Source organism: Gemmatimonas phototrophica (assembly GCF_000695095.2).
Classification (GTDB): Bacteria; Gemmatimonadota; Gemmatimonadetes; order Gemmatimonadales; family Gemmatimonadaceae; genus Gemmatimonas; species Gemmatimonas phototrophica.
On record NZ_CP011454.1, the window covers coordinates 4,248,443 to 4,273,491 of the forward strand.

The 25,049-nt window shown below is 64.0% G+C and carries 18 protein-coding genes; 9 read left to right on the forward strand and 9 right to left on the reverse strand.

Annotation, left to right across the window (positions count from 1 at the left end):
• Positions 1–91 precede the first annotated feature (91 nt).
• Positions 92–2,188 (forward strand): polyphosphate kinase 1, encoded by a 2,097-nt coding sequence (gene ppk1, locus GEMMAAP_RS17925; protein ID WP_053333532.1) that lies wholly within the window; start codon positions 92–94, stop codon positions 2,186–2,188.
• 4 nt (positions 2,189–2,192) lie between these two features.
• On the opposite strand, the gene GEMMAAP_RS17930 is transcribed toward ppk1, so the two are convergent.
• Positions 2,193–2,747 (reverse strand): hypothetical protein, encoded by a 555-nt coding sequence (locus tag GEMMAAP_RS17930; protein WP_026848120.1) that lies wholly within the window; start codon positions 2,745–2,747, stop codon positions 2,193–2,195.
• A 170-nt stretch (positions 2,748–2,917) separates the two neighbouring features.
• Here GEMMAAP_RS17930 and GEMMAAP_RS17935 point away from each other — a divergent pair, with 170 nt between their 5' ends.
• Complete coding sequence (locus tag GEMMAAP_RS17935) at positions 2,918–6,217, forward strand: WD40/YVTN/BNR-like repeat-containing protein (RefSeq protein ID WP_158514918.1); 3,300 nt, start codon at positions 2,918–2,920, stop codon at positions 6,215–6,217.
• Between the two features lie 8 nt (positions 6,218–6,225).
• Here GEMMAAP_RS17935 and GEMMAAP_RS17940 read toward each other — a convergent pair whose 3' ends face one another.
• Complete coding sequence (locus tag GEMMAAP_RS17940; protein ID WP_145979225.1) at positions 6,226–6,702, reverse strand: hypothetical protein; 477 nt, start codon at positions 6,700–6,702, stop codon at positions 6,226–6,228.
• A gap of 208 nt (positions 6,703–6,910) precedes the next feature.
• Between GEMMAAP_RS17940 and GEMMAAP_RS17945 the strand changes: the two genes are divergently transcribed.
• Together GEMMAAP_RS17945 and GEMMAAP_RS17950 are read left to right on the forward strand one after the other, a co-directional pair.
• Complete coding sequence (locus GEMMAAP_RS17945; protein WP_043579308.1) at positions 6,911–8,299, forward strand: L-serine ammonia-lyase, iron-sulfur-dependent, subunit alpha; 1,389 nt, start codon at positions 6,911–6,913, stop codon at positions 8,297–8,299.
• A gap of 34 nt (positions 8,300–8,333) precedes the next feature.
• Complete coding sequence (locus GEMMAAP_RS17950; protein ID WP_082821461.1) at positions 8,334–9,980, forward strand: FG-GAP-like repeat-containing protein; 1,647 nt, start codon at positions 8,334–8,336, stop codon at positions 9,978–9,980.
• A 15-nt stretch (positions 9,981–9,995) separates the two neighbouring features.
• On the opposite strand, the gene GEMMAAP_RS17955 is transcribed toward GEMMAAP_RS17950, so the two are convergent.
• Positions 9,996–12,626, reverse strand: coding sequence for a multicopper oxidase domain-containing protein (locus GEMMAAP_RS17955; protein WP_026848115.1), 2,631 nt, complete (start codon positions 12,624–12,626; stop codon positions 9,996–9,998).
• A gap of 88 nt (positions 12,627–12,714) precedes the next feature.
• Positions 12,715–13,542: a hypothetical protein gene (locus GEMMAAP_RS17960; protein WP_043579304.1), complete on the reverse strand. Its 828-nt coding sequence runs from the start codon at positions 13,540–13,542 to the stop codon at positions 12,715–12,717.
• A 157-nt stretch (positions 13,543–13,699) separates the two neighbouring features.
• On the opposite strand from GEMMAAP_RS17960, the gene GEMMAAP_RS17965 reads away from it, so the two are divergent.
• Together GEMMAAP_RS17965 and GEMMAAP_RS17970 are read left to right on the forward strand one after the other, a co-directional pair.
• The gene (locus GEMMAAP_RS17965) at positions 13,700–14,311 is read left to right on the forward strand and encodes a hypothetical protein (RefSeq protein ID WP_026848113.1); all 612 of its coding nucleotides are present in this window, start codon (positions 13,700–13,702) and stop codon (positions 14,309–14,311) included.
• Between the two features lie 11 nt (positions 14,312–14,322).
• Complete coding sequence (locus GEMMAAP_RS17970; protein WP_043579302.1) at positions 14,323–15,327, forward strand: NAD-dependent epimerase/dehydratase family protein; 1,005 nt, start codon at positions 14,323–14,325, stop codon at positions 15,325–15,327.
• A gap of 251 nt (positions 15,328–15,578) precedes the next feature.
• Here the strand turns inward: GEMMAAP_RS17970 and GEMMAAP_RS17975 are convergent, their stop codons facing one another.
• From GEMMAAP_RS17975 to GEMMAAP_RS17990, 4 genes are all read right to left on the reverse strand, one after another.
• Positions 15,579–15,983: a hypothetical protein gene (locus GEMMAAP_RS17975; RefSeq protein WP_026848112.1), complete on the reverse strand. Its 405-nt coding sequence runs from the start codon at positions 15,981–15,983 to the stop codon at positions 15,579–15,581.
• Positions 15,984–16,173: 190 nt separating this feature from the next.
• Positions 16,174–17,568 (reverse strand): c-type cytochrome, encoded by a 1,395-nt coding sequence (locus tag GEMMAAP_RS17980; RefSeq protein ID WP_026848111.1) that lies wholly within the window; start codon positions 17,566–17,568, stop codon positions 16,174–16,176.
• Between the two features lie 208 nt (positions 17,569–17,776).
• Complete coding sequence (locus GEMMAAP_RS17985) at positions 17,777–19,615, reverse strand: LVIVD repeat-containing protein (protein ID WP_026848110.1); 1,839 nt, start codon at positions 19,613–19,615, stop codon at positions 17,777–17,779.
• Between the two features lie 48 nt (positions 19,616–19,663).
• Positions 19,664–20,269 (reverse strand): DUF305 domain-containing protein, encoded by a 606-nt coding sequence (locus GEMMAAP_RS17990; RefSeq protein ID WP_053333531.1) that lies wholly within the window; start codon positions 20,267–20,269, stop codon positions 19,664–19,666.
• Between the two features lie 390 nt (positions 20,270–20,659).
• On the opposite strand from GEMMAAP_RS17990, the gene GEMMAAP_RS17995 reads away from it, so the two are divergent.
• Positions 20,660–21,271: a M35 family metallo-endopeptidase gene (locus GEMMAAP_RS17995; protein ID WP_026848109.1), complete on the forward strand. Its 612-nt coding sequence runs from the start codon at positions 20,660–20,662 to the stop codon at positions 21,269–21,271.
• Positions 21,272–21,321: 50 nt separating this feature from the next.
• Entirely contained in the window at positions 21,322–21,852 is a 531-nt protein-coding gene (locus GEMMAAP_RS18000; protein ID WP_026848108.1) for a GNAT family N-acetyltransferase, read from the forward strand.
• Between the two features lie 255 nt (positions 21,853–22,107).
• On the opposite strand, the gene GEMMAAP_RS18005 is transcribed toward GEMMAAP_RS18000, so the two are convergent.
• The gene (locus tag GEMMAAP_RS18005) at positions 22,108–23,427 is read right to left on the reverse strand and encodes a YfcC family protein (RefSeq protein ID WP_043579300.1); all 1,320 of its coding nucleotides are present in this window, start codon (positions 23,425–23,427) and stop codon (positions 22,108–22,110) included.
• A gap of 449 nt (positions 23,428–23,876) precedes the next feature.
• Between GEMMAAP_RS18005 and GEMMAAP_RS18015 the strand changes: the two genes are divergently transcribed.
• Positions 23,877–25,049 (forward strand): outer membrane protein assembly factor BamB family protein, encoded by a 1,173-nt coding sequence (locus tag GEMMAAP_RS18015; protein ID WP_026848105.1) that lies wholly within the window; start codon positions 23,877–23,879, stop codon positions 25,047–25,049.

The following is a 25,049-nucleotide window of genomic DNA, read 5'->3' on the forward strand; positions in this document are numbered from 1 at the left end:
AGGCGGAAACAAAAACCGGAAGGATCATGCGGGGACGCGGGAAAGCTAGTGCTTCAGCAGAACCTTCGTGTTTGGCCTATCTTGTGGCGCGATGACTTTTGCCCACCCCCTGCTGACCCAGTCGGAACACGACGAGGACCTCCTCGAGGCCGAACTGAGCCTGCTCGCGTTTCAGCACCGCGTGCTGTCGCTGGCGGCGGATCCCGCGGTGCCGCTCGTGGAGCGATTCCGCTTTCTCGGCATCGTGACCAGCAATCTCGATGAGCTGTACATGGTGCGCATGGCCGAATTGCGCCGGGCCGCGAGTGAAGATCCGGAAGAGAGCAGTGTGGCCGCGCGAACGCTGGCCCGGGTGGAACGCGCCGTTCAGGACATTATGGCACGGATGGACTCGCTTGCCGCCGCCTGTCTGGCGGATGCAGCCCGGTGTGGGGTGCAACTCCTACGCTGGGAGACCCTGACTCCGGAGGAGAGGGGATCGCTGCACGCGCTGTACGAGCGGGATATTCACCCCACCCTGCACTCGCATGCGGTGACCCTCAGCACCGGACACCCCATACCGCACCTGGCGCATCTGGGGCTGTTCATGGCTGTCGTGTACCGCGATCAGGAAGGGGGCCGGCTGCGCGTGGCCGAACACGAGCTCCCCGGTGATGTGCCCCGACTGCTCCCGGTCCCGGGTCGGGTCGGTACGGTTATTCCCCTGGAAGATGTGCTGCGCGCCAATGTCGCCGCGCTGTACCCTGACGTACTGGTGGAGAGTGCACATCTCTTTCGTGTCACGCGCGGTGGCGATCTGCAACTCACCGACGACGACGGGCAGGATCTGCTGGACGCGGTAGACCGCGCGACGCTGCGTCGCCCGCTCAATCCCGCCGTCCGCGTGGAAGTGGACCGGGGGATGCCAACCGCTGTCAGCGCCGTACTCATTGAGGGCCTGCATCGCGAAGCGTCGGCCCGCGACCAGTCGCTTACGGTATCGGCCGTGCAAGTCGTGGACGGCCTGCTCGACCTGCGGTGCCTCACGCAGCTGCCGTTCCCGGCGTCCACACCAGGGCTATCGTGGCCATTGCTGCCCCAGCGGTCGCCGTTCACAGGACGTTCCGTTTTGGCAACGATCCGCGACGGCGACGTGCTGGCGCATCATCCGTTCGATGACTTCAACGACACGGTCGTTCGCTTCTTTGAGGAAGCGGCGGCCGATCCGGATGTCACCACCATTGCCGCCACGCTGTATCGGGTTGGCCATCCGTCGCCGGTGGCCGGGGCGCTGCTGTTGGCCGCCGAGGCGGGCAAACGGGTGTTTGCGCTGGTGGAGTTGCAGGCGCGCTTCGACGAAGAGCACAATGTGCGCTGGGCGCGGGCGATCGAGCGCGCCGGTGGCCACGTGGTGTACGGATTGCCGGGGCTCAAGGTGCACGCCAAGGCCGCGCTGGTGGTGCGACGCGAAGGCGATCTGCTGCGCCGCTACGTACACGTGGGGACCGGCAACTACAATCCCCGCAGCGGGCGGCTGTACACCGATCTATCGCTGTTTTCTGTGCGGCCATCGCTCGGTGAAGACATCACGGCACTCTTCCGGGCGGTGAGTGGGGGGGATGGCGAGACCCCGCGCGCGCCGGCGGCACTGCCACGCGAAGCCCTGGTGGCCCCGCATCAGTTGCGTACCGCGCTGCTCGATCGCATTGCCCGCGAAACGGCCAACGCACAGGCCGGACGGCCGAGTGGGATAACCGCCAAGGTGAACGCCCTGGCCGACCGCGAAATGGTCCGGGCACTGTATGCCGCCTCGCTGGCGGGGGTTCCCGTGCAGCTTGTCGTCCGCGGGATCTGCACACTGCGCCCACAGGTCCCCGGACTGTCCGAACACATCCGCGTCGTGAGTGTCGTGGGACGCTTCCTCGAGCATTCCCGCGTCTACCGGTTTCACAACGACGGTGACGTCGAGTATCTGATTGGCTCGAGTGATCTGCGACCACGCAATCTGCGGCGGCGCGTCGAACTGCTTGTGCCCGTCATTACCGCGGCACAACAGCGGCAGCTCGACGAACTGCTCGCCTGCTACCTCAACGACCCCACCGCGTGGGAATTGCACGCGGACGGCCAGTATTCGATGGTCGAGGGCGCAGGTGTCTCAGCGCAGCAGCACTATGCACAAGAAGCCGCCCGCGCGCTGCCGGTGGCATAACGCATCACGATGGCCGGGACGGATGGTCCAGGTACCGCAACACGAGCAGTACCGCGACCGACAGTGTCCCGGCCACCACCAGCCCTGACGAAGGGATCGCCAGCCAGGCGAGCGACTCCTTGGCGGCGCCGGTGCTCCCCAGTGCCGGCGCCCGGGCACCGGCCAGCACCCAGAAGAGCGCATAGCCAAGCCCACCGAGCCCCAGCGCCACACTCACGAGACGTGCCAGCGTGTCCCGCACGCCAATGAGGACGACCACCACGGTCAGCGCCACCGCCGTGGTGCCCAGCGCCCCGGCGTGGAGATGGGAACGCTGCATGTATGTCCATGATTTGGCGAGCACTGATTGCACCATCGCGGCGTCGCCGTGGTAAACGGCCGGGGGCGCCTGCGCGGCAGTGGCCGCCAGACGTGAGGTAATGGCCTCTTCGTTCAGTCCGAAGACCACACCAAGCCCGAACCCCAGCAACAACGTCAGCGTGGCAAGCAGCAGCCCGGGCAGGACCGCCCGGATGAGCTGTTCACGGGTGGCCGACGGGGAGAACAGGGGGGAACTCATAGTCGCACTCACTGCCGTAAGGCATGTGGCGAGGAACGCACAGGATGACACCTCGTATGCGGTGTCATTCCGTCGCAGGAAGCGTACCGGTGGCGGGGCTGTCGTTCGCGTGGCACATTCGCCGCCTGCGTCGCTCGCTCGTCCACCCGCTCCCGCCCCGGCCCGGCCCCATGTCCTTCCGCACTGTCCTTGGCGTTTCCAGTCTCGTCGTCGGATGCCTCCCTGGCCTCCTCGGCGCGCAGCGCCCTCGGGGGATCACCCCTGCCACCCCCGCCACGGCCACCACCACGCTCGATTCGTCGTTCATCAAGGTGCCCACGTGGCGCTTTGTGGGCCCTGATGGCAATCGCGTGATTGCCGTAGCGGGCGTACCGGGCGAGTATCGCACCTACTACGCCGGGGCCGCGTCGGGCGGTCTGTTCAAGAGCACCAACGGTGGCGTGCGCTGGACGCCAGTCACCGACTCGCTGCGGGTCTCCTCCGTGAGCGCCGTGGCCGTGGCGCCCTCAGACCCCAACGTGGTCTGGTTCGGTACCGGCGAAACGTTCCTGCGCAGCAATGTCTCCATTGGCGATGGCATTTATCGCTCCACCGATGCCGGTGAGCACTGGAAGCGCATGGGGCTCGAGAACACCGGACGCATTGGGCGCGTGCTCATTCACCCGGACAACCCCAATGTGGTGTACGCGGCGGCGCAAGGGCATGGCTACGGCCCGCAGCAGGACCGTGGACTCTGGCGCACCACCGACGGCGGGACCACGTGGAAGAAAGTGCTGTTCGTGAACGACAGCACCGGCATAATTGATGTGGCCATGGACCCCACCAATCCGCGCGTGCTCTTTGCGGCCAGCTGGCAGCAGTACATCGTGCCGTGGAACAAACATTCCGGTGGCCATGGCAGCGGGATCTACATGTCACGCGATGGCGGCGACACGTGGCGGCGGCTCGATGGTGGCGCCGACGGCCAGGGATGGGGCAAAGGATTGCCGAGGGCCGGCACCATGGGCAAGATCGCCGTGGGGGTCGCCCGCAGCGATGCGCAACGTCTCTACGCGTTGATCGAAATGAAAGAGCCGGCGCTCTATCGCTCCGACGATGGGGGCCGCAGCTGGCGGTCGGTGAATCGCGATCACGACTTGCTGGAGCGCCCGCAGTACTACACCCGTTTTGGCATTGCGCCTGACAACGCCGACAAACTGTTTGTGGTGGGCGTGCGCTTTGTCGGCACGAGCGACGGTGGCTTGACCAAGATGCCCAATCCGCCGCGGGCCGGCGGTGACCTGCATGACATCTGGTGGGATGTCCGTGACCCCAACCGGTTCATGGTGGGGGACGACGGCGGCGTAGGCATCACCGTTGACGGCGGGAAGTCGTTCCAGCGCATCGCGCTCCCCAATGCCCAGATGTATCACGTGGCCGTAGACACCAGGATTCCGTACAACCTCTACGGCAATCGGCAGGACGGGTATTCGTATGTGGGGCCCAGCAATTCGCGTGGCTCCCGCTCCATTGGCGTATGGAGCCCGGTGGGCGGGTGCGAGAGCGGGTGGACCATTCCCGACACGGTCGATAACCGCACGGTCTGGAGTGGCTGCTACGACGCCGGCCTGGAGACCTTCGATCTGCAAACGCGTATGGCCCGCGCCGTGGAGCCCTGGCCCGAAGCGGGGTATGGCGTGGCCCCCAAGGATCTCAAGTATCGATTCCAGTGGACCTTCCCCATTGCCATCTCCCCGCACGATCACAACACCGTGTATGTGGGTTCGCAGGTGGTGCATCGCACTACCAATGGCGGCCAGTCGTGGAGTATCATCTCCCCCGACTTGTCCACCAATGACAGGTCGAAGCAGGAATCAAGTGGGGGACTGGTCATCGACAACCTGTTCGTCGAAAATGTGACCGTGCTCTTCTCCATCGCCGAATCACCGCTCCAGAAAGGTCTGATCTGGGCCGGCACCATGGATGGACTCGTGCACGTCACGCGCGATGGCGGCGGCAGCTGGACGAACGTGACCGCGAACGTGCCCGGCCTCCCCAAGTGGAGCACGATCTCCAACATCGAGCCCAGCAAATACGAAGCGGGGACGGCGTACATGTCGGTGGATGCGCACCTCATCAACGATCGGGATCCGTACATCTATCGCACCACCGACTATGGCCGTTCGTGGGTGCGCATCAACGGCAATATTCCCGCCAGCGTGTTCAGTTACGTGCACGTGGTGCGTCAGGACCCGGTGCGCAAAGGCATGCTCTACGCGGGCACCGAGAACGCGTTGTATGTGTCGCTGAACGACGGCGTGTCCTGGATGGAGATCAATGGCTCCCTGCCGCACGCCCCGGTGAGCTGGATCGAGATTCAGGGGCACTTTCATGATCTCGTCGTGTCCACATATGGCCGCGGCTTTTATATCGCCGACGACATTTCGTATCTCCGCACCATGGCCGACTCGCTGGCGGCCAAGCCGGCGGCCCTCTTGCCCATGCGGGCCACCTATCGCTTCCGCAAGGTGAGCACCCCAACGGGTTCGCCCGGATCGCTCGTGAACGGCCAAGACCCGCCACTGGCCGCCACGATCAACTACACAGTCAACACCATTCCCAACGATTCGACCGCCCGCGATTCCGTGAACTTCCGCGTCTACGACGCGTCAGGCGCACTCATTCGCAAATTCCGCACGGCACCAGCGAAGCGGGGGCTCAACCGGGCCCTCTGGGATTTGCGTCATGAGGGACCACGCAAGGCCAAGCTGCGCACGGCGCCACCGGGCAACACCTCGCTCCGCGTACTCGATTCGCGTCCGCTGGTGCCCTGGGATCTCGACCTCGTTGGCGGGCAGGTTGGTCCGCTGGTGGCGCCGGGGACGTACACCGTGGCGATGATCTGGAAGGGAGACACCCTGCGCCAGAACGTCGAGGTGCGACGCGACCCCAACAGCGCCGGCACCGAGGGCGATATTGCAGCGCAGGTCGCCCTGGCGCTGCGCATCCGCGACGCGCTCAACGAGACCGTGGCGCTCATCGACGAGTCGGAGTGGAACCGCCGCACGTTCGAGCAGTTGCGGAACATGCTGCGCGAAAAGATCCGGGATACGAAGGAGTTCGGGCCGCCGCCGGGGCGCAATCCGACCACTGCCGATGCCGAAGCGTTCCTCAAGGAGATCGACGCCATTGAAAAGAAGGTCATCGAGATTGAAGGGCAGCTGTACGACATCACCCTCACCGGTGCGCGTGAGGACGCCTTCCGCTCACCCAATCAGCTGTACGAAAAGCTCGCGTCTGTGGGCAGTGATGTGGCAGCCTCCAGTGCCGACTTCCGCCCCACTGACCAGCATGTCGAAGTGCATGGCATGTTGCGGGGGCAACTCGACACGTTGAAGCAGAAGTTCAGCAGCCTTATTGCCAACGATCTCAGCGCGTTCGCAGCCAAGGCCGCCAAACTCGGTCTGACGATGCCCGTGATGTTCGAGTAGCGCGCGGGTCAGCCCGGCCGTACGCCGAGCAGCCACAGCACCCCGACGACAATCATGGATCCGATGGAGACCAGCAGCCGGGTGTGTATTTCGGCCTCCGTGCGCCGTCGGAAGAGCCACCCGTACCAGGGTCCGGTACGTGGTGGCCGGCGCACGGCCTCCTTGGTGGCAAAGCCTTCGCTGGGGAGTAGCACCAGCAAAGCCAGCAACGCCCCCGCCGCCAGCGAAAACAGCGGGATCAGCCAGAGGAGAATGATCACTTCGCCGAGGCGTCCCCACGCGGCACTCTCTCCGCCGGTTTGCAGGCGGAGGTCGTTGATGAGTGGCAGCGCGATGGGGACGATCAGGAGCGCCGTCGTCAACGGCAGCCAGAGGATCCAGGGACGCAACCGCCCCCGTCGCTGCCACACGAGATAGGCGCCAAAGGCCGCAATGGCGGCGAGAATCCCCACCGCTTGCAGGGCGCCAGCGTCGACCGGGCTCACGGACGGTTCATCGCGGTACGGGTACAGGGCATTCGCGTATGCTACCCTGGGGAGCCCACGGCGGACAATACGTCGAACATGAATCCCTTCCGTTCCCAGCTGTCCATTGGGCCACCGGCACACGTCACGCGCTTCGGCAAGAATGCCGCAGGTGATGATGCGGCACGTTGCAGTTGACAGTCGTGTAGTTGCGCCGCAGCCTTGTGCCATGATCAGCATCTTCAACGACGTGATCGGCCCCGTCATGCGCGGGGCCTCAAGCTCACACTGTGCGGCGGCGCTGCGCATTGGGCGACTGGCGCGCGATCTGATGGGTGGTGATATCCAGCAGGTGCTGATCGAATTCGATCTCCACGGCTCGCTCCCCGCCACCCACCAGAGTCAGGGATCCGACATGGGGCTCTTTGGCGGACTGCTCGGCTGGGATGCCGCCGACGCTCGCCTGGCGATGTCACCGCAAGCCCTGCGCGAGGCCGGTGTGGCGGTTGAGATCCGCTACGTGGACCTGCACGACCCACACCCCAACACCTATCGGCTTACGCTGTCGAACGCCACCGAGCAGCACACCATGATCGCCATCTCCACCGGAGGCGGCATGATTGAGGTGCAGGACGTGGATGGGCAGCGGGTGGCACTCGATGGTGGTGCCCGTGTGGAGATTTCCGGTCGGGTGCTGCATCCGGTGTTGCCGGTGCTCTCCAATCCGGGGGCCACCCTGCCGTTTCGCAGTTGCGCCGAATTGATGGCGCACGACGGAGGGCGCGAGATTCCGCTCTGGCAGTGGGCCGTGGAGTACGAAAAGGCGCGCGGCAACCTGACCGATGCCGAGGTTCTCGCCAAGATGGTGGAAATCGTGCGGATCCTCCGCGCGTCCATCGCCGAAGGCGTGGCCGGTACCACCTACGCCGATCGTTTGCTGGGGCATCAGTCGGGGATGTTTGCCGATCATATGCAGCGTGGGGCATTGCTGAACGCGGGGGTACTCAATCGCACCGTGCTGTACACGACGGCGCTGATGGAGGTGAAGAGTGCGATGGGGGTCATTGTCGCGGCGCCTACCGCCGGTGCCTGCGCCGCATTGCCCGCGTCGGTCATCGCGGTGGCCGAAGAGATGCAGTGCTCGGAAGAGGATATGGCGCGCGCCATGCTTGCGGCCGGTCTTATTGGTGTCTTCATTGCCGGCCCGTGGACCTTTGCCGCCGAAGTGGGCGGTTGTCAGGCCGAAGGCGGATCGGCGGCGGCCATGTCAGCGGCGGCGCTGGTCACGCTGGCTGACGGTACACTCACGCACGCCACCGGTGCTGCCTCCATGGCGCTGCAGAGCATGCTGGGGCTCATCTGCGATCCCGTGGCGGCCCGCGTGGAGATTCCCTGCCTCGGCAAGAACGTGCTGGCGGCGAGCAATGCCGTCTCCTGCGCCAACATGGCGCTCGCGGGCTTCAATGCCATGATTCCGTTTGACGAGGTGGTCGGCGCTGCGGCGCGTGTGGCGGAGCGTATGCCACGCGAACATCGGTGTACGGCGTTGGGCGGGCTGGCCACCACCCCTACGGCTCTGCGGCTCAGTGCGGAGTTGGCGGCGCGGGCGCAGATGTAGGGCACAAAGAGGTACCAGGGTGCATGATTACCTGATGGCTCCTCTTCTTTGTCTCCGCCGATCACCGCGCCTGGTACATACCGGCGCGGCCCTCGTCATCAGTTTGGCCTTCGCACTGCCTCTCCACGCGCAACGCCGCGGCCCCCCACCACCGCCCCGCAGCGATCAGGGGGGGCGCGAGGTGCTCAATCCTTCAGGTCTGGCACCGCTCGTACCCGCCTACTCCGTGGCCATTCGCGACGGCGAGTGGGTTTTTGTGTCCGGCATGACGGGCATCAAGCCCGGCACGCAGGACATCATTGAGGGCGGTATTGCGGTGCAAACGCGGCAGACCATGGAGAACATCCGCACGGCGCTGGCGTCCGGCGGCGCCACCATGGCCGATGTGGCCGAATGCACGGTGTTCCTCAAGAACATCGCGGATTACGCCGCCATGAACGCCGAGTACATCAAGTTCTTTCCGGTCAATCCGCCGGCCCGCGCCACGCTGGCTGTCACCGCCATGCCGCGCCCCGCCGCACTCGTGGAAGTGAAGTGCACCGCGCGACGGCGCCCGGGGGCTCCGCCATCCGCGCCGCCCCCACCGCCGCCGTCCCAATCGCCAACGGCGGCCGGTACACCAGCGGGTGCGCGCCGCTTCGATCGCGCCCTCGCTCTTGAAGACTCTGGCGTCACCTCGGCCAGTGCGAGTGTGGGCGATGTGAACCGCGATGGCCACCTCGACATCCTCCTGGTGAGAGGACGCCATTGGCCACTCCGAAATCTGGTGCTGCTGGGGAATGGCGCCGGTGTGTTTCAGCCGCCCCTCCCGGTGGACACGGCCAGTGATCGCTCGTACTCCGGCATTCTGGTTGATCTCGACCGCGACGGAGCGCTCGACATTGTCGTGAGCAACGACTCACCCGATGCCAAAAAGATCTATCGCAATGATGGCACCGGACACTTCGCGCTCGTGACCACCTTTGGCAGCCCGGACTGGAACACGCGCCACGTGGCTGTGGGCGATGTGAATGGTGATGGCATCCCCGATATCGCGCTGGCCAATCGCAGCAGTCGCGGCGCCACAGCCAGTTATCTGTGCATTGGCACGGGCGGGGGGCATGTGGCCGAACCGTGCCGAGAGATCTCACGCGGTTCCGCGACGACCATCAGCATGGCCGATGTGAACCGGGACGGGGCGCTCGATCTGCTCATCCCGCATCGTGACGGTGGCCAGAGTGTCGTGGCCCTGAATGATGGTCGCGGGAACTTCGGCACCCGCATTCCGTTTGGATCGCCCAAGGGTACCATCCGCGCCGCGCATGCGGCGGACCTGGATGGCGACGGTGTCAGTGATCTGGTCGCGATTGATGAACTGGGCAGCGCACTCACGATGCGTGGTGAGGGCGATACCACCTATGCCACGCCTGAACCGTTGGGGCTACCGAATGCACGTCCGTACGCGCTGGCTGTACATGACGTGGACCGGAATGGACGCCCCGACGTGATTGTTGGCTACACCAAAGCGCGCCCCATCGTGTTCTTCAATGATGGACCCGGCCGCTTTCACGCGGTTCCGTTCGGTGATGCGGAAGGTATTGCCTACGGATTTGCCGTCGCCGACCTGAATAGCGATGGACTGCTGGATATTGTCATGGCGCGATCGGACGCGCCGAATGTGTTGTACTTCGGCGGGCGATGACGCGGGGCGGACGCGCTAGGGCACTCGTGTCGTTCGGATGGCCGGCTGGCCTGGGAAGAGCAGATCGATGGCCACCACGGTATCTCCGTCACGCACCACGTGCAATGCCACCGCCAGATCGAATGCTGGTGCCACGAGCCGAGTCCGTGAATCCTCAAGCAATGGCACCGGTGGCCGTCCAAAAATGCGAAGCGTCAGACCCGGAGAGGCAGACTCGATATTCAACGTGATGCCTTCGGTCGGTGCAGTCCACGCACCAATCAGCAACTGACGCTCGGTATCCAGCAACAGTGGCGCATCGCGTCGATCGAGCTGGATGGGTGCCGCTCCGGGCTCCGTCATTTCCACCCCGGTAATGTCGCCTTTGGTGCGCAGGAATCGCACCCGATGATCAGCGTGCGCTTCGGTGATCACCCCGGCATCAAAGGTGCCAAACACGAACGTATCGTCACCGATGGGAACCAGGTACTGCGGTGCGGATACAGTATCGTTGATACGCGCCCGGTCGGCGTACAGCCGCCCCTCGCGATTGAGCATGATGCGGAGACGAGGAGCGACGGTGCTGCCCGCGCTCGCCGGGCGGGTGTACAATGCGCCGTAGGGTGCGAGGGCCGCCGCATCGAGCGCCACCACCGGCAGCGCGGTGCCGCGAATAGCGGCCACAACTGCCGCATCCGTCACCGGGCCAACCGCAAACGGCACGCGTTGAATCTGGGCGCCGCCACGTTGGGGGTAGTAGGTCGTTCGCACTTCGAGCACATAGAGGCCTGGTACTGTTGGCGTCCATTCTACATCGCGTGTTTCACCGACTCCCAGTTCGAAGCTCGCGGAGACCTCCATACGCTGCGCGGTCGGCAGGTCGGCGCCGTCCTTGGCAAGGAGTTGCCACTCGACCACCCGACCATCGCGCAATAGTCGAACTTCCTTGAGTTCATCGGCACTGATGTGCCCGAATCGCAGACGTACAGACTCGCCGGGGGTGAACCACTCCGTTGGTGCCTGCTCCCGTCCATTTATGGCCGGTGGTGCATCAATGACCGCGCCGCGTGACGCGAGCAGAAAGAGCCGATCGCGTGTCGGCATGGGCGGGGCACCTTGCGGGAGCACGACGAAGCCGCCATACAGTCCCTGCGCCAACTCGTGCCCCGGTTCACCATGCGTGTGATACATGAACGTACCCGCACGTGGTGGGGTAATGAGCACCGCCATGGAATCACCGGGGGCGATTGGGGCACTCGGCGTGGCCGGTTCACCGCTCCATCCACCGACGCCGTCATACGCACTCTTGAGCTCCAGTCCATGCCAGTGCAGCGAGAGTGGAAAGCTCAGCCGGTTGTGGACCATGATGCGAGTGGGCTCTCCCTGTCGCAGCTGCAGTGTACTGCTCAGTGCTGACACGGAATCAGGGGCCGGAACCGCACCGTCTTGCACAATGAAGACCAGCCCGGGCCCCTCCTGGTAAACCCCAGGTCGCGTAGCGGTCCACAGGTCAATGCGACGCTGCGGGGTCGGCTCGGCCGTACGCACGACCCCCGCGCGCGGCCGTACCGTGATGCCCATCACCAGCCCGGCCATGTCGTGCTGGGCGTGCGCATGTTCATCGGCCACGGTCGTCGTCGCACTATCGGCGGTTCGATCGGCGGCATAGCGCTGCGCACCGCCCATGTGTCGAATAAGGTGGCAATGAAAGAGCCAGTTGCCTGCTTCGGTCGCGACCCAACTCAGACGAAGCGTTCCAATGCCATTCAGTCGATCGGTCACCACATGCGGACGTTGCGCCGTAGTGTACACGGTATCGACATCGCCGTCACCACGCGCATCAACATTGAAGTAGAACCCGTGGAGGTGCATCGGGTGCACAATGGGGACCGTGTTGATCACGCGCCACCGAACCGTATCGCCAACGGTGTATGACAATCGCTCCGTGTGCGGCCACGACCGCCCATTCAGGAAGAACTTGAAGGTCGGACTGTCCTCATCGAGGTTGCCGGTGGAGATCATCATGACCCGCTCACCGGGCGGCGGCGTGCTTCCCACCGGATCCACGATGTATACGCCTTCAAAGACTCCGTATTCGATGTCGGACGCTGGCGGCCCCTCGGGGAACGCCTTGTAGAACGAAGTCGTCGCTCGCGAGGGCGTGAACCGTACGTCGCGTGTCTCTCCTGGCGCAATCACGAGCTGCGATGCGCGCACCGTCGCCGGCAGAAACGATGGCGCGTCCGGCGCGGGCGCGGCATCACGGTCGCCAAGGCCGAGCACGCGAATAGGGTGCGCAAGGGTATTGCGAATGGTGACGTGCATGCGGGTCCCGGCTGGCACGCGAATCATGGGGCCCGGTGTAGTAGGTGCCTTGCCCTCTTCCGCGAACGTCAAGGCCTTGCGCACGGGCCCCGATTCACCCCGCGGTCGCCACTCCGCCAGCACCGCATGGAGTGTCACATGCCTCTCTCCGTTTACATCGCGACCGGCCGGCGTCCGCTGCTCATTGGACGTTGCCTGGGGAAGCTGAGCTCCTGCCTGCGCCCTCGCCGGTACGGCATTCACGGCCACCGCCAGGAATGCGAACGCCAACGCACGAGATCGGATACATTCACCGCCCAGTGACAGGAAGGTCTTGCCGACGGCCGCGGCTGGGAGATTCATGGCAGAGCAACGTGAAGGGATGGGACTGGCGGGCATGCCTGATCTGAACAGTGGCGCCACTCATCCTTTGCTCCCAGTGAAGAAGCATTCACGGCACCTGAATAGCCCGTAGCATGCCCAGCTCGATGTGCGGACGTTTGCTCGCCCCATCGGCGACGAGACAGTATGCCACATAGGTGCCCTTCATCAGCGTCACAGGGAGATACGCCACCTCGCCGGGACTGACGCGCGCCATACCAGCCATCGTGATGGCGAGCGAGTCGGGATTTTCCGCCTGCATCCAGTCCCCCAGCGACGCGCCCTCCCGCAGGCGCGACAACCGGAGTTGATGGTCCTGCTTTCCCGTATTCTCAACCCGTAGCAGCTGCGGGCCAGCCGTCCACTGTTCGGGGCCGACGTAGGCAAAATCCACCATTCCCACGACGTGTGTATGGCGAGGGGCCGTAGCCGCGGCCGAATCTGCCAGCGTGGCCGGCCGCACGTGCAGGACGCGTGATTCTCCGTTTCGTACGTGGCGATGGCCATCGTCGCCACGGCGCACGCACGCCAGCACGTACACCCCGGGGGTGAAATGCACCACGACATCCCCCAGTGCCCCATTCTCCAGACCCCCCGTGGCCACGCCGGGCGCTGGCGTGGCGGGAGCGGTATCGAGCGCCTCCACGAACGCGCTCACCTCGGGTGCCGTCGCGTTCGCGGGAAGCCGGAAGGCCACCACAATGTGCCTGCCCTCGGCCTCCTCGAGGTGCAGAGGTAACCATCCGGGTGGCACGGTGTCCGGCGCACTCAGGTTTCCCGAGCGCGCCACGATGGTCACCCCCGTTGGCGACGACGCCGGCGTGGGCACATGGTCACGACAGGCCGTGAACGCTACGCACATGGCAACGATCGCCCGTCCACGACCGCGATAATTCATCCGCATCGTCTTCCGTGGCGATAACTCAGACTTGGCGTAACGGCGTGCAACCGCTATTTCATGAGCGTAACGTCGCGCCAGTCTCTCTTTTCATCAATGAGCAGGCCATGTTTCGTGTATCCCAAACGCCTCCCACTCGCTGAGCGGAGTCTCACACATGCGTGTTGCCATCGTGGGGGGGCCCGGTATCGGCAAGAGTACCCTGGTACGCCAGCTGGGCGATCTGTACCGCAACGGCTCGTACGGCGAAGGGGAACAGGGCGTATGGGACCCGCGTGTACTGGCCGACATTGAGGCCGGCCGTAATCCCGTTGGGGTCACCGCGTACTTTGCGCGTCTCTATGATGCCAATTACCGTCACGCCGCCACCCACGATGAGTCCGGGGCTGTGGTGCTCATTGAGGGCGCACAAATCACGCTTGAGGCGCACATTGCCGAGTACCCGGCGGAAACGCACGAGGCGCTACGTGGCGTGGTCACAATGGGGGCGCACTGGCAACCGAACCGTACAATTGTCCTGACCTCCGGTACCAACACTATTGAAAAGCACATCCGCTTGCGTCGACGCCCGCACGAGGAAGTGGAACGCATGGTGGAGCGTTTCCGGCTAATTGATGTGGAGTTTCGGCGGTTGGCCCCTTTCTATCCGGGAACGGTGGTGGTAGAGCGTGATGGCCTGGAATTTCACACGAGGGACGGACTGCTCGCCGTGATCAAGGTGGCGGGGTTGCCGCCGTTCCCCGAGATTCCGTACGAACAATTGGACTGAGGGCAGAACGTATGGCGCGTGTACTCGTAATTGGCGGCACCCAACTCATCGGACGGGCGCTGGTGGACCAGCTCCTCGAACGTGCTGATGAGGTCGTCCTCATGCACCGCGGAGACCATACCCCCTTTGGTGACCGGGTGCGGTCTCTTCGTTGCGACCGCAATGATGTCGAGGCGGTGAAGAAGGCGCTCTCCGGGGAACGCTTCGACGTGGTGTACGACAACGTCTACGACTGGCAGCGCGGCACCACTCCCGAGCAGGTCCTCGCCGCGGCGCGCGCCACGGCCCCCGGACTCGCGCGCTATGTGTTCACCTCCAGTGTGGCGGTGTATCCCATTGGCGGTGTGTACACCGAAGACTCACCGCTGGTCACCGAACATCATCCCGATGTCTACGCCGCGCAGAAGGCGAACACGGAACGCGCGCTCTTTGCGCTTGCGAAGAACGATGGGTTACCGGTAACAACACTCCGCCCCGCCTTCATTTACGGCCCCCATAACGCCTTCGATCGGGAAGCGTTCTTCTTTGATCGACTGCGGGATCAGCGCCCCATCATCATTCCCGACGACGGCCAGGCCACGATGCAGTGGGTGTCGGCGCACGATGTCGCGCGGGCCGCAATCCTCGCCGCGACTCATGAGGTGGCCGTCGGACAGGCGTATAATCTGGGGAATTTTCCGCCCATCTCGCAGCTCGAGTTTGTGCGTCACCTCGCGCGGGCGGCAGGATGCCGCCTGCAGGTGGCCTTCGTGCCCCGCGCCCGCATTCAGCAGATGGGAGGGAGCCTCATGCAGCCCCCCAACTACTTCGGCGTCTATCTCGATATCCCCGCCATTACCGCCAACGCCACGCGTGTCACGGAGCAGTTGGGGCTCACGCTTACGCCCCTCGAGGAGGGGATGCGAGAGACGTATGCGTGGCACGTGCAGCAGCCACGCGTTCCGCGCGACTATGCGTGGGAAGATGCCCTGCTGGCCAGTGATGGCCTTGAGGTCGTGGAACTCCCCACGGCCTGACGCATGAGCGGGGCTACCCTCAATCGTAGCCCGAGAACCACAGGACCCCGGCGGACGGCTCGTAACCTGGCGCGTTCTTCACTCACTTGCGTCTCGCTCGCGACGGGGCTCCGGCACCCTGGCTGCCGCTGGAACGCGATGGCGCCGAGTTTTCATTTACCGCGGTTCGTGAACACGCGGACTCGCCGCGCAAGTAGCAAGACACCGTCTGATGGGCACCGACAGATCATGCCCACCAGACGGGCGCCACCCTACTTGCTGCTCGCGCGCTCCTTGAACCGCGTGCGAATCTGCAGCAGTTCGCTGCTGTGATCCACATTCTTCTTGAGGATATCCTCGAGCAGCTTGAGGATCGCGATGTTGTCCTCAACCAGCGTCGGCTCGCTGCTGAGACGAGTGCCGAAGCCGAAGTGCTCGCCCGGAACCATCACGAGCGCGTTGTGCAGCACCACGTCGCTCGTATCATCGGCCACGCGCACCGCGACGAACTTCTTGCCAGCCTTCTCCATGTAGCCGATGCGCAAGCCGTTCGCGCTCGTTGGCCATGGATGATACGGGTGCATTGCACCATCACTGCCCACGAAACTGGTCGTCGCGTTGGTGAGGTTCGGAAAATTCTTCTCGAAATTTCCGATGTACATGAGCGCGTGTCGCATGAGTCTGAGCGTAAAAGGAAACCGTTGCGGGCGCCGCGTCCTGCCAATGGACGAGCCCGGGGGGAACGCGCGAAATGTGCCGCCTTAACCGTGAAGCCGAAAGGTGGGACGCCAGAGAGAGTTGTTCCAGACGGCAAAGGAAAGGATACCCAGCTGTTGTCGCTCAGTCCTCTGCGTCACGCCCGACCATTCACTTCGGTGCTGGGCTGAAGCGGCGACTGTTCACCGAGAACAGAATGCCGGTGTACTGCATCTCTTCCCACGACTGGTCGCCCCAACGCACATCCTTGGTAGCATCAGGATTGTTCTTGTTGGTCGCGGAGTTGTCGTACCACGCCTTCGATACGATCTTCGCGCCCGCCGGTACAACGAGCGGCTTGGCAAACATGTAGTAGCTCTGCCAGTTGAAGTCGTACCGCGGCACATCGAGAATCACTTCGGAGGTGCCATCGGGCTTTTCGAGCGTATACAGCCAGCGCGTGCCACGCACATGGGTGTGCGGGAAGAGACCGTACAGCGTGACGTCTTCGTTGATGGTGAGGGTGCTCGGCACCATCACATCCTTCTTGCCGGCAGGCAGGACGAACTTGCCGTTGAGGAACTGGCTGGCAATGACCTGATCTGCGGGCCTAGCCGTTGCGTACTTGAAGCCGATACTGGTACGGTCCTTTTCTTCGTGCCCGTGCGCCGTGTAGTGCATCTGGAAGACCAGCGTGGAACCGGCGCGAAGTCGCAGGGCCGCCCCTTCCGGGAAGCGCAGCACGTTCGTTCCTGGCGCGGTGGTGCCCACCAGATTGCCCAGGCGCATTGGCGAGGCGTTTCGCTGGTCGATGCGTGGCGGGTCGGTGAACTCGTTGTTTTCATCGCCGCTGATCGGCGGCTTCGGGGCGGCGGTTGGTGCCCCGCCGGGCGCCGACGACGCGGCAGGAGCAGCCGCAGGAGCAGCGACCGGCGCCGCCGGCGGGCGCGCGAACACCAGTGCGTGGTGCACCACTGCACGGGCGCCCGGCATGATCTCGATCGCCTGCACCCACTTGTCCTCGGTGAGGTTGGTGGGGACTTCAAAGTACTGGTACTCTATGGTGCCCTTTTCAGGCACGACAAAATCGGTGGCCATTGAGAAGGTGGCGTCTGGCGTCCCGATCTCCCACTTGGATGAGAACGCCGGCGCCGCCGGGTGAGCCCCGCGGTCGCCCAGCTTCGCGCCATCCTCAACCCAGCGCACGATGGTCTGCTTGTCGAGCGCCGACAGGCGACGGTCGTTGGCGAACGTGCCGTGCGGTCCATCGGCGTGCCAGGGCGGCATGTACCCGGTCCGCACGGCGTCGCGAATATCGTCGGCATACGCCTTCACGGTATCCGCCTGCAGCACGGAGAACGGTCCGAGCCCTCCGTCGCGGTGGCAGCTGGCACAATTGCGATAGAGAACCGGCGCCACGTCTTTCGCAAAATCGGGGGCCGTACCTTGCGCAACGAGGGGCGCGGAATCGTGGCTCACCGCCATTGTGACAACAGCAATGGCGGCACCGGCCACCAGCGTGGCTACGGTGGCGCGACCACGGCGAACTGATGAAGGACGTCGCATTGGGTGTGTCCTGATGAAGGGCGCGGACGGATACGGTACGGGTTACCCCGCCTAACGTACGTCTTATTGGCCACGATTGACATTTTGTCGTCTTCATCGAGCTCGGCGGCTTCGGTCAGAAGACGATCATTGTGCGGCGCCGTAGCCGCAAAACAAAGCAGGGCGCCCTTGGCAGAGCGCCCTGCGAGCTGACGGTCACGGTGATCCGTTACTTCGACGCCGCCGCCAACCGACGGATTTCGCTGGCCATGGTTCGCACGCGCGCGCCGTCCTTGGCGCCAGCGACATCCTTGCCCACTTCCGCCGCCAGCGCGTTCAGCGCGGCGGCCCGCGCCGTACCAGACTTGGCTTCGGCGGCGGTCAGCGCCGCGTCAATGGCCGACGTGCGCGCGCTTGCGAGCCCCTGCCCACGCACCAGCTGATCGAGGTACGAGCGCACCACCACGAAGGCGGCAGGCCACACCATCTTGGGCTGGCTCTGCGGATTGTACTCCGTGAACGTCACCAGCTTCGCCGCGGCGATTTCGTTGGCCGTCAGTTCCGCGCTCGGCGTGAGCTCGAGAATGTCCATGCCACGATCGAGCTCCGACGAGAAGATCAGCCCGTTCCAGTAGTACGCGCCCCACGAGCCGCCAATGGTGTTGCCGCCACCACGCACATTGCGGTTCATCTCGGCGGACGCGGCGGCGGGCACATCAACCATGCGGGGAGGATTGATGGAACCACGATCGAAGTAGCCAATTTCGAACGCCTTGTCGGCATCGGTGAAGTCCATGATGCTGACGCCACCCTGATACCACCCCTGCACATACAGGTCACGCCCCGGCACGGGAATGATGCCACCGTTGTGCGACACACAGTTTTCTTCGGCCGCCTGCGCCGACGGCAGCTTGAAGTACGCCCGCTGCGCCTGCTTCTTCTTCGCGTCGAGCGTAATGACGGTGTTGCCGCCGAGCTCGATCATGCTGGACGCCTGACACATGGGCCCCGTGCCGCCGCCCCATTCGTCGGTTTGAATGAGCTTCTTGCCATCGTTGCTGAATGCCGCGGTGTGGCGCCCCTGATAGTTGTTCGTATCGGCGAGTGCATCAATACGAAACGGCTTCTCGGGGTTGCTGATGTCCACGAGAATGGAGTGCGTGGAGCAGGACGCGGCAAGCAGGTTGATCGCCGGGTACGCGGTTACGTCATGGCAGTTGCGCGGCCCATCGGGCATGTCCGCCACCGGCGCAGGACGCGGCGCCCGACCTGCAGCACGCGGGCTTACCGGCTCGCAGAACTGCTTGCATTCACCGGCACCGCCAAGCCCCGTAAAGATGCGCGCACCGGGGATCACCTCGGCGCGTTCCGGATGATCCAGCGCCACCTTGATGATGTCGAGCTGATAGAGCGAGTTGGTGGGATCGGCCGGATTGTTGCCGTTCTTGCATCCGGCCAGCTCCGTTTCCGGACGGGCCGCCTGCTGCCCCGACACGTAGAGGTAGATGATGTTTTTGTTCGTCGGGCTGGGCACCAGCGTGTGCGTGTGCGAGCCTTTGCACGTCTGCACATTCTTGATCAGCTTCGGCGCCTTGGGGTCGCTCACGTCAAAGATGCGCACCCCCGCCATGTGATCCTTGGGATCCTGCACGCCGCCGTCGCCACAGTCGTTCCGATTGCCGGGCCCCTCTGCCGACAAGAAGAGCAGGTTGCCGTAAATGGTGGGGTCGCCCTGCGACGTGATGCAGCGCACGACCGACGCCATCACGGGCTTGGCCGGGTTGCTGATATCCCAGATGGAGAAGCCGGCGAAGTTCGCCTGGTAGACGTAGTTGCCGCGGAAGGCCAGATCCGAATTGATGAACGTGAGGCCGCGAGCGGTATCGAAAGGGGCCGGCTTGGGCACCGTCGAGACGAGCCGCATATTCTTTTCGGCGACCCCCGCATCGTAGCGACCGGGTTTGAGGGTACTGCGAGGATCCTTGCTGGACGGGAACGTCTGCGCCGACAGGAGCATCGGCACAGCCAGTGTTGCCGCAAGAAACAGCACGCCACGCATCACGCGCATTGGGTCACCCTTGTAAGTGAAAGAAGGAGTAGAAGAACAGGACGCCTGTTACTTGGCAGGGAGCTGCGTGAGGAGCCGTCGCATGATGCCGATTTCGGCCGTTTGTGCGGTAACCACGTCGTTGGCAAACACATTGGCATCGACTTCCTGGCCGGCGCCGGGCGTCTTGAACAGGTCGTCCACCATTTTGATGGCGCCGGCGTGGTGCTTGATCATGCCGTTCAGAAAAAGCCGGTCAAAGGCAGCCCCTTTGGCGTCGCTCATGGCCTTGAGCTCGGCGTCGGTGAGCATGCCATCCATCCGCATGTCGTGCCACGAAGAAGTATCCGGCGCGAACTGCTCGTAGCGCCGCAGCCAATCCTGCATGATCTGAATTTCCGGCACCTGCGACTGATCGATCTTGCGCGACAGCTTGAGGAGCTGCGTGTTGGTGCTATTGGTTTCGGCCAGCTTGGCCATCACGATGGCCTGAGCATGATGGGCGATCATCCCCTGCATGAATTCCACGTCGGCTTTCGTGTATTTCGCACCCTTGGGGATGACGATCTCGGGCCCCATGCGGTGCATGCTGTGATCCATACTGTGCTGCGCCGAGGCGGGTACCGCGAAGAGCAGGCTCAGCGCTGAGCAGGCGAGGAACAAACGACGGGCCATAGTGGGGACTCCGGTGGGATGCCGCCTTTCCACGGACTGGCAGCTGCCGGACCGTGAGAGGGAGATCCTGTAACGTTACGCTCTGGCGCGCAGCGCCACTAGTTCCACGCCCCCGTTGCCATCGGGTGGTGAAAAGGCGGGCCAGCATCGAAACAGGCAAGGTGCTCTCTATCCACATTCCCAGGACGGCGGGAATGGCCGTGGTGCGCCATCCAACAGCCCGCCTGGCCCCGGCTCAGGCAGTTTTGTGCTGCGGCACGACCCTCAAATGGCTCGTGCTCGCGCCTCAGGCCATTGAGCGGTATCATCGGGCAGGCTGATCGAGAGGCCGTTCCTTCAGGCACTTGGTCCTACGCAAGTTGATTCTCAATTTTGCAGTCCGAGGTTTCGATGCCCAATCATAGCTTCAAGAATTTCGCGTCGGTGTCCGAGCGCGTGCAGTGGGAGAGCGCGTTGCTTGATGCCGCGACCTATATGCCGCGCATCGTGAAGGACGCGAAGGCGAACAGCTCGGACATTGCCACCCGGGCCTACGCGCTGTATTTCGGCGCCTTCGACAAGGCGCGCTGGACCAGAGTGGTCACCACGCTATCCGCCATCGATTTTGCGATCAGCTCGGCGGGCGTGACATTTGTTCGCGTGTACACAGGGAAGGGTGCCCAGTGTTGTGCGGCAACGAATGCGCCTTATGGCAGGTGGAAGGACCAGACCCCGGGCATGATGGCGGATAGCGCACACAAACGTCAGCATGGCTATGTCATGACGGTTGGTGACGACTTCTACACTGCAGACAACAGTATCGACCGGACGATCAAGTCCGCCCAGTTCAATACGCTGTGCCATGAGTTTTCTCACTTGGTATCGAATACGGACGACCCCGTTTACGGCAACATCCAGTCGCGCGCATTGGCCATCGGCAAACCCGATACGGCAGTCGCCTGTGCCGAGAACTACGGGTTCTACTGTGAGATGCTGTATACCGAGTTCAAACGATTGGGCTGATGTGATGGAAAGTGGGAGACCCGTTCAACCCACCGTCTGGCACTTGCATCATGTCGCTTGTTTTTCGCCTCGTAACGCCGGCCGACGCCGAGCTCGTCGCGGCCTTACACACCGCCAGCTGGCAGCGCGCCTATCGCGGCATCCTCACCGATGCCTATCTCGACACGGACTTGCGTGGTGAGCGCGAGACCGTATGGCGCAGCAAGCTGAGGGAAGGAGACGGCCCAGGCTGGCTGGCCCTCGTGAACGAAGTGCCGGTGGGATTCGTGTTCGTGCGTGCCAATGCCGATCCGCAATTCGGCACCCTCGTAGACAACCTCCACGTATTGCCGGAGCATCAAGGGAGCGGCATTGGCCGTCGGCTGCTGCACACTGTGGGCGAGTGGGCGCAGGTGCACCATACGCACGCGGCGGTGCACCTGTGGGTATTCGCGGCCAACACCCCGGCGCGTGGCTTCTACGCCCGCATGGGCGGACGCGAGGTGGAGCTTTTCGATAAACTGGCAAGCGACGGGCGTCTGCTCCCCGAGTATCGGGTAGCGTGGGACAGACCCGCCGCGCTGCTGATGCCCTCGCCATAGGCGGCGCACCAAGCGCGGACAGTTCGCCGCGAGACACCGCGCAGCGTTACGCGGCCGGCACCGCGGTCAACGATAGCAGATTGCCGTCAGGATCCTTGAATCACGCAATGCGCGCACCGCCGGGCACATCCCAGATGCCGTGCGCATCCTGTTGCAAAAACGGATAGCGTTCAAACATTACCCCGCGCTGGAGCATGGTGTTGGTACTCGGTGCGGGAAAGAGTCAGCACAACCAGAATCCATTAGCGGATACGCTCACCCCGCCAACACGATGCCCGCCACGCCCACGAGCGCGACCAGGAGCGCGCCCGGAACGGCGAAGCGCAGCCAGCGCCCGTAGTCCACTTTGGCCGTGAGCAGAATGGCGAGCAGCGCGCCACTCGTAGGCGTGAGCATGTCCATGAGCCCACCGCCGGTCTGGTAGGCAATCACGGCCGCGTCTCGTGAGATGCCGAGCAGGTCGGCGAGTGGCGCCATGATCGGCATGGTGAGCACCGCCTGTCCACTCACCGAAGGGACAGGGATGTGCAGGAGCGCCTGGATGGGGATCATGAGGATGGCCGCTGCGGCCCCAGGGATATTTTCAAGTGGTGAAGCAAGGCCATGGACGATCGTATCGATGACACGGCCGTCGGTGAGCACCACGCTGATTGCACGCGCAACGCCAACGAAGAGCGCGGCCGCCAGCATGGTCTCCATGGCCTTGAGGAAGTCGATGGCTGTCTGTGAAAAGTCACGACCGGAGACGAGCCCAATAGCGAATCCGCTCACCAGGAAAAACGCCGAGAGTTCGTTAAAGCCGTAGTCGTATTTGATCACGCCAATCACATACGGGATGAACGGCACGAGCACCATCGCGAGCAGTACGAGATCACGCTTGGTGGCGGGTTCAGTTGCCGGCGGCGGCATCGCCGGGCGAACGTCGTCGCGCGACGCCATGAACAGCGTCCACGTAATCCAGACAGTAACCGCCGCCACGAGCAACCCAAATCGCAGCACTGGTTGGCTCAGCGGCGGCATCTCGGCAAATCGCAAAGCAATACCCGTTTGAAACGGATTGGTGGGGCCGAAGGCCGAGCCAACGGCGCAGGCGCCGACGCTTATGGCGACGGCGGTGATCGCACCGAACCCGAGCCCGCGGCTGAGCACGACGAGCACGGCGATGAGTGCCACGAGCTCCTCCTGCATATTCTCGAGCGCACCGAGTGTGGCGAAGATCAGGCTTAGGACAATCACCGCGAGCTTCGGTCGTCTCGTGCGGCCCACGAGCGTCCCCACGAGTCGGCCGAGCGCACCGGTGGCGTCGAGCAATCCGAAGGTGCCCCCGACCAGAATGATTACGAGGATGATGTCGGCGCCGGCTACAATGCCCTTCGGAACGGCGAGCAGGGCGTCCATGACGCCTATGGGAGCGGCCTCGACCTGGTGGTACGTGCCCGCGACAACGAGTTCTCGGCCGCTGGCCGCGTCGGTCCGGCGGTCGTAGGCGCCAGCCGGGAGGATCCACGTGAGCAGTGCCGCGACGCCGACACCGGCGAGGAGGAGGACGAGCGGGTGCGGCAGTCTGAGGCGCATAATGCCCCAAGGTAGGGCGCCCGTGGGGGAGACACCAGACAATGCAGGCCCACTTCCGCCGCGCCTCGCGCGGTCGCCCTTTGCGGGATACGTTCGACCGGTACGCTGCAAATTCCCCTCGCATCGCCAATCCTCCAATGTTTCTGCTGCCCGGGTTTCCCATGCCGCCATTCGGCGGCCTCGTTGTAGCGGCCCTCGTGGCTGCGTCGGCACCTGATGATTCGGAATCGGCACGTCAGGCCGCCCTCACCCGATTGCGGGCTGTGCAAGTCACCGCCTCAACCCGTGCAACGGTGTGCGGAGATGCGTCGAGTGGCAGCAGAACCTGGGGCACGTCGTGCGCAAGTCGTGAATTCAATGCGCCGCCGCTCCTCGAAGCCCCCACATTCAAGTGGCAGGTCGAATACGGCTGGTAGGGCACCTGGTCGCCCTGGATTGGCGAAGGGTTCATGCTCACCGGCAGCTGCACCAACGAAACCAATCAGGGGCTCAGTGCCCTCGACTTGCAGACCGGGATGGTCCGCTGGCGACTCGCCGCGATCTGCCAGGAGGCGAACCGGAACGGCAGCATGGGCTCGGTTTCGTTCCACGAAGCGGGCCCCGGCAAGGTGCTGTTCGCCTTCCGGCGCGAGGACCGTCCCGCCACCGACTGGATGCTCATCGATCTCAAGACCGGACGCGTGCTGGAGCAGTACAAGCCAGTCAAGAGCGGTCCCACCACCGAAGTGGGGGGCGCGTTCAGCGTGATCACCACCTCGAGGGAAAATCAGCGCAGCTATCTCAACGTGCTGTCGCCGACACTCGATCGCATCGTTGGCCGCTACGAGGAATTCCGCTTTGGTTGCCCGCCGTCCGAGAGCCAGTGCCCGCCGGTGTTCTCGCTGGCGGTAGCCTCCAGCGGCATGCTTTTTCTGAGTGGCATGTCCATTGATCAGGCCGAGCCGCCCACGCGCCAGCTGCACGCGTTCGACGTGGCCTCCGGTGCGCTCCGGTGGAGACACACCGCGCAGCCCACGCGGGAAATTGACGGGCGTGGGCGGAAGGTACGCAGCGACGACGCGCGTCCCATGGTCGTCGATGGCAAGGTCATCATCCGTCTCGAAGACGAGAACAGCCATGCCCTGCGTGCCCTCGACGCGGCCACCGGCCGCATTCTCTGGAGCACCGACAAGCAGCCGCGCCGGGTCATGGAGAAACGCGGTCTCCTCGGGCCGCGCACGCTGACGACCTGGATTGGCGCAGGACAGTCAATCGTTGGGTACGTGACCAGCGAGGAAAAGAGCGAATTGATTGGCTGGAGCACCAGCAGCGGGAGCCAGCGGTGGAGCCGGGAGGTCCCGCGCAACACATACCTCACCGCATCCGCCGGCGGCGTGTTCTACACGGCGTACACCATCGACAAGCCTGGCAACATGAACGACGACCTCGAGCTTCACGGCTACGACGCCGAGACCGGGACCAAGCTCTGGAGCACCATCATTCCGGGGCACAACCGACCGTTCACAGGCGAGTGGAGCATTACGCAGGGCGACTTCGGAGGGACCGGCGGCCCGGGGTGGCGCATTGGCCGCGACGGCGCGATCTACGGCGTGACCCTCAAGGGGGCGTACAAGCTGCAGTGA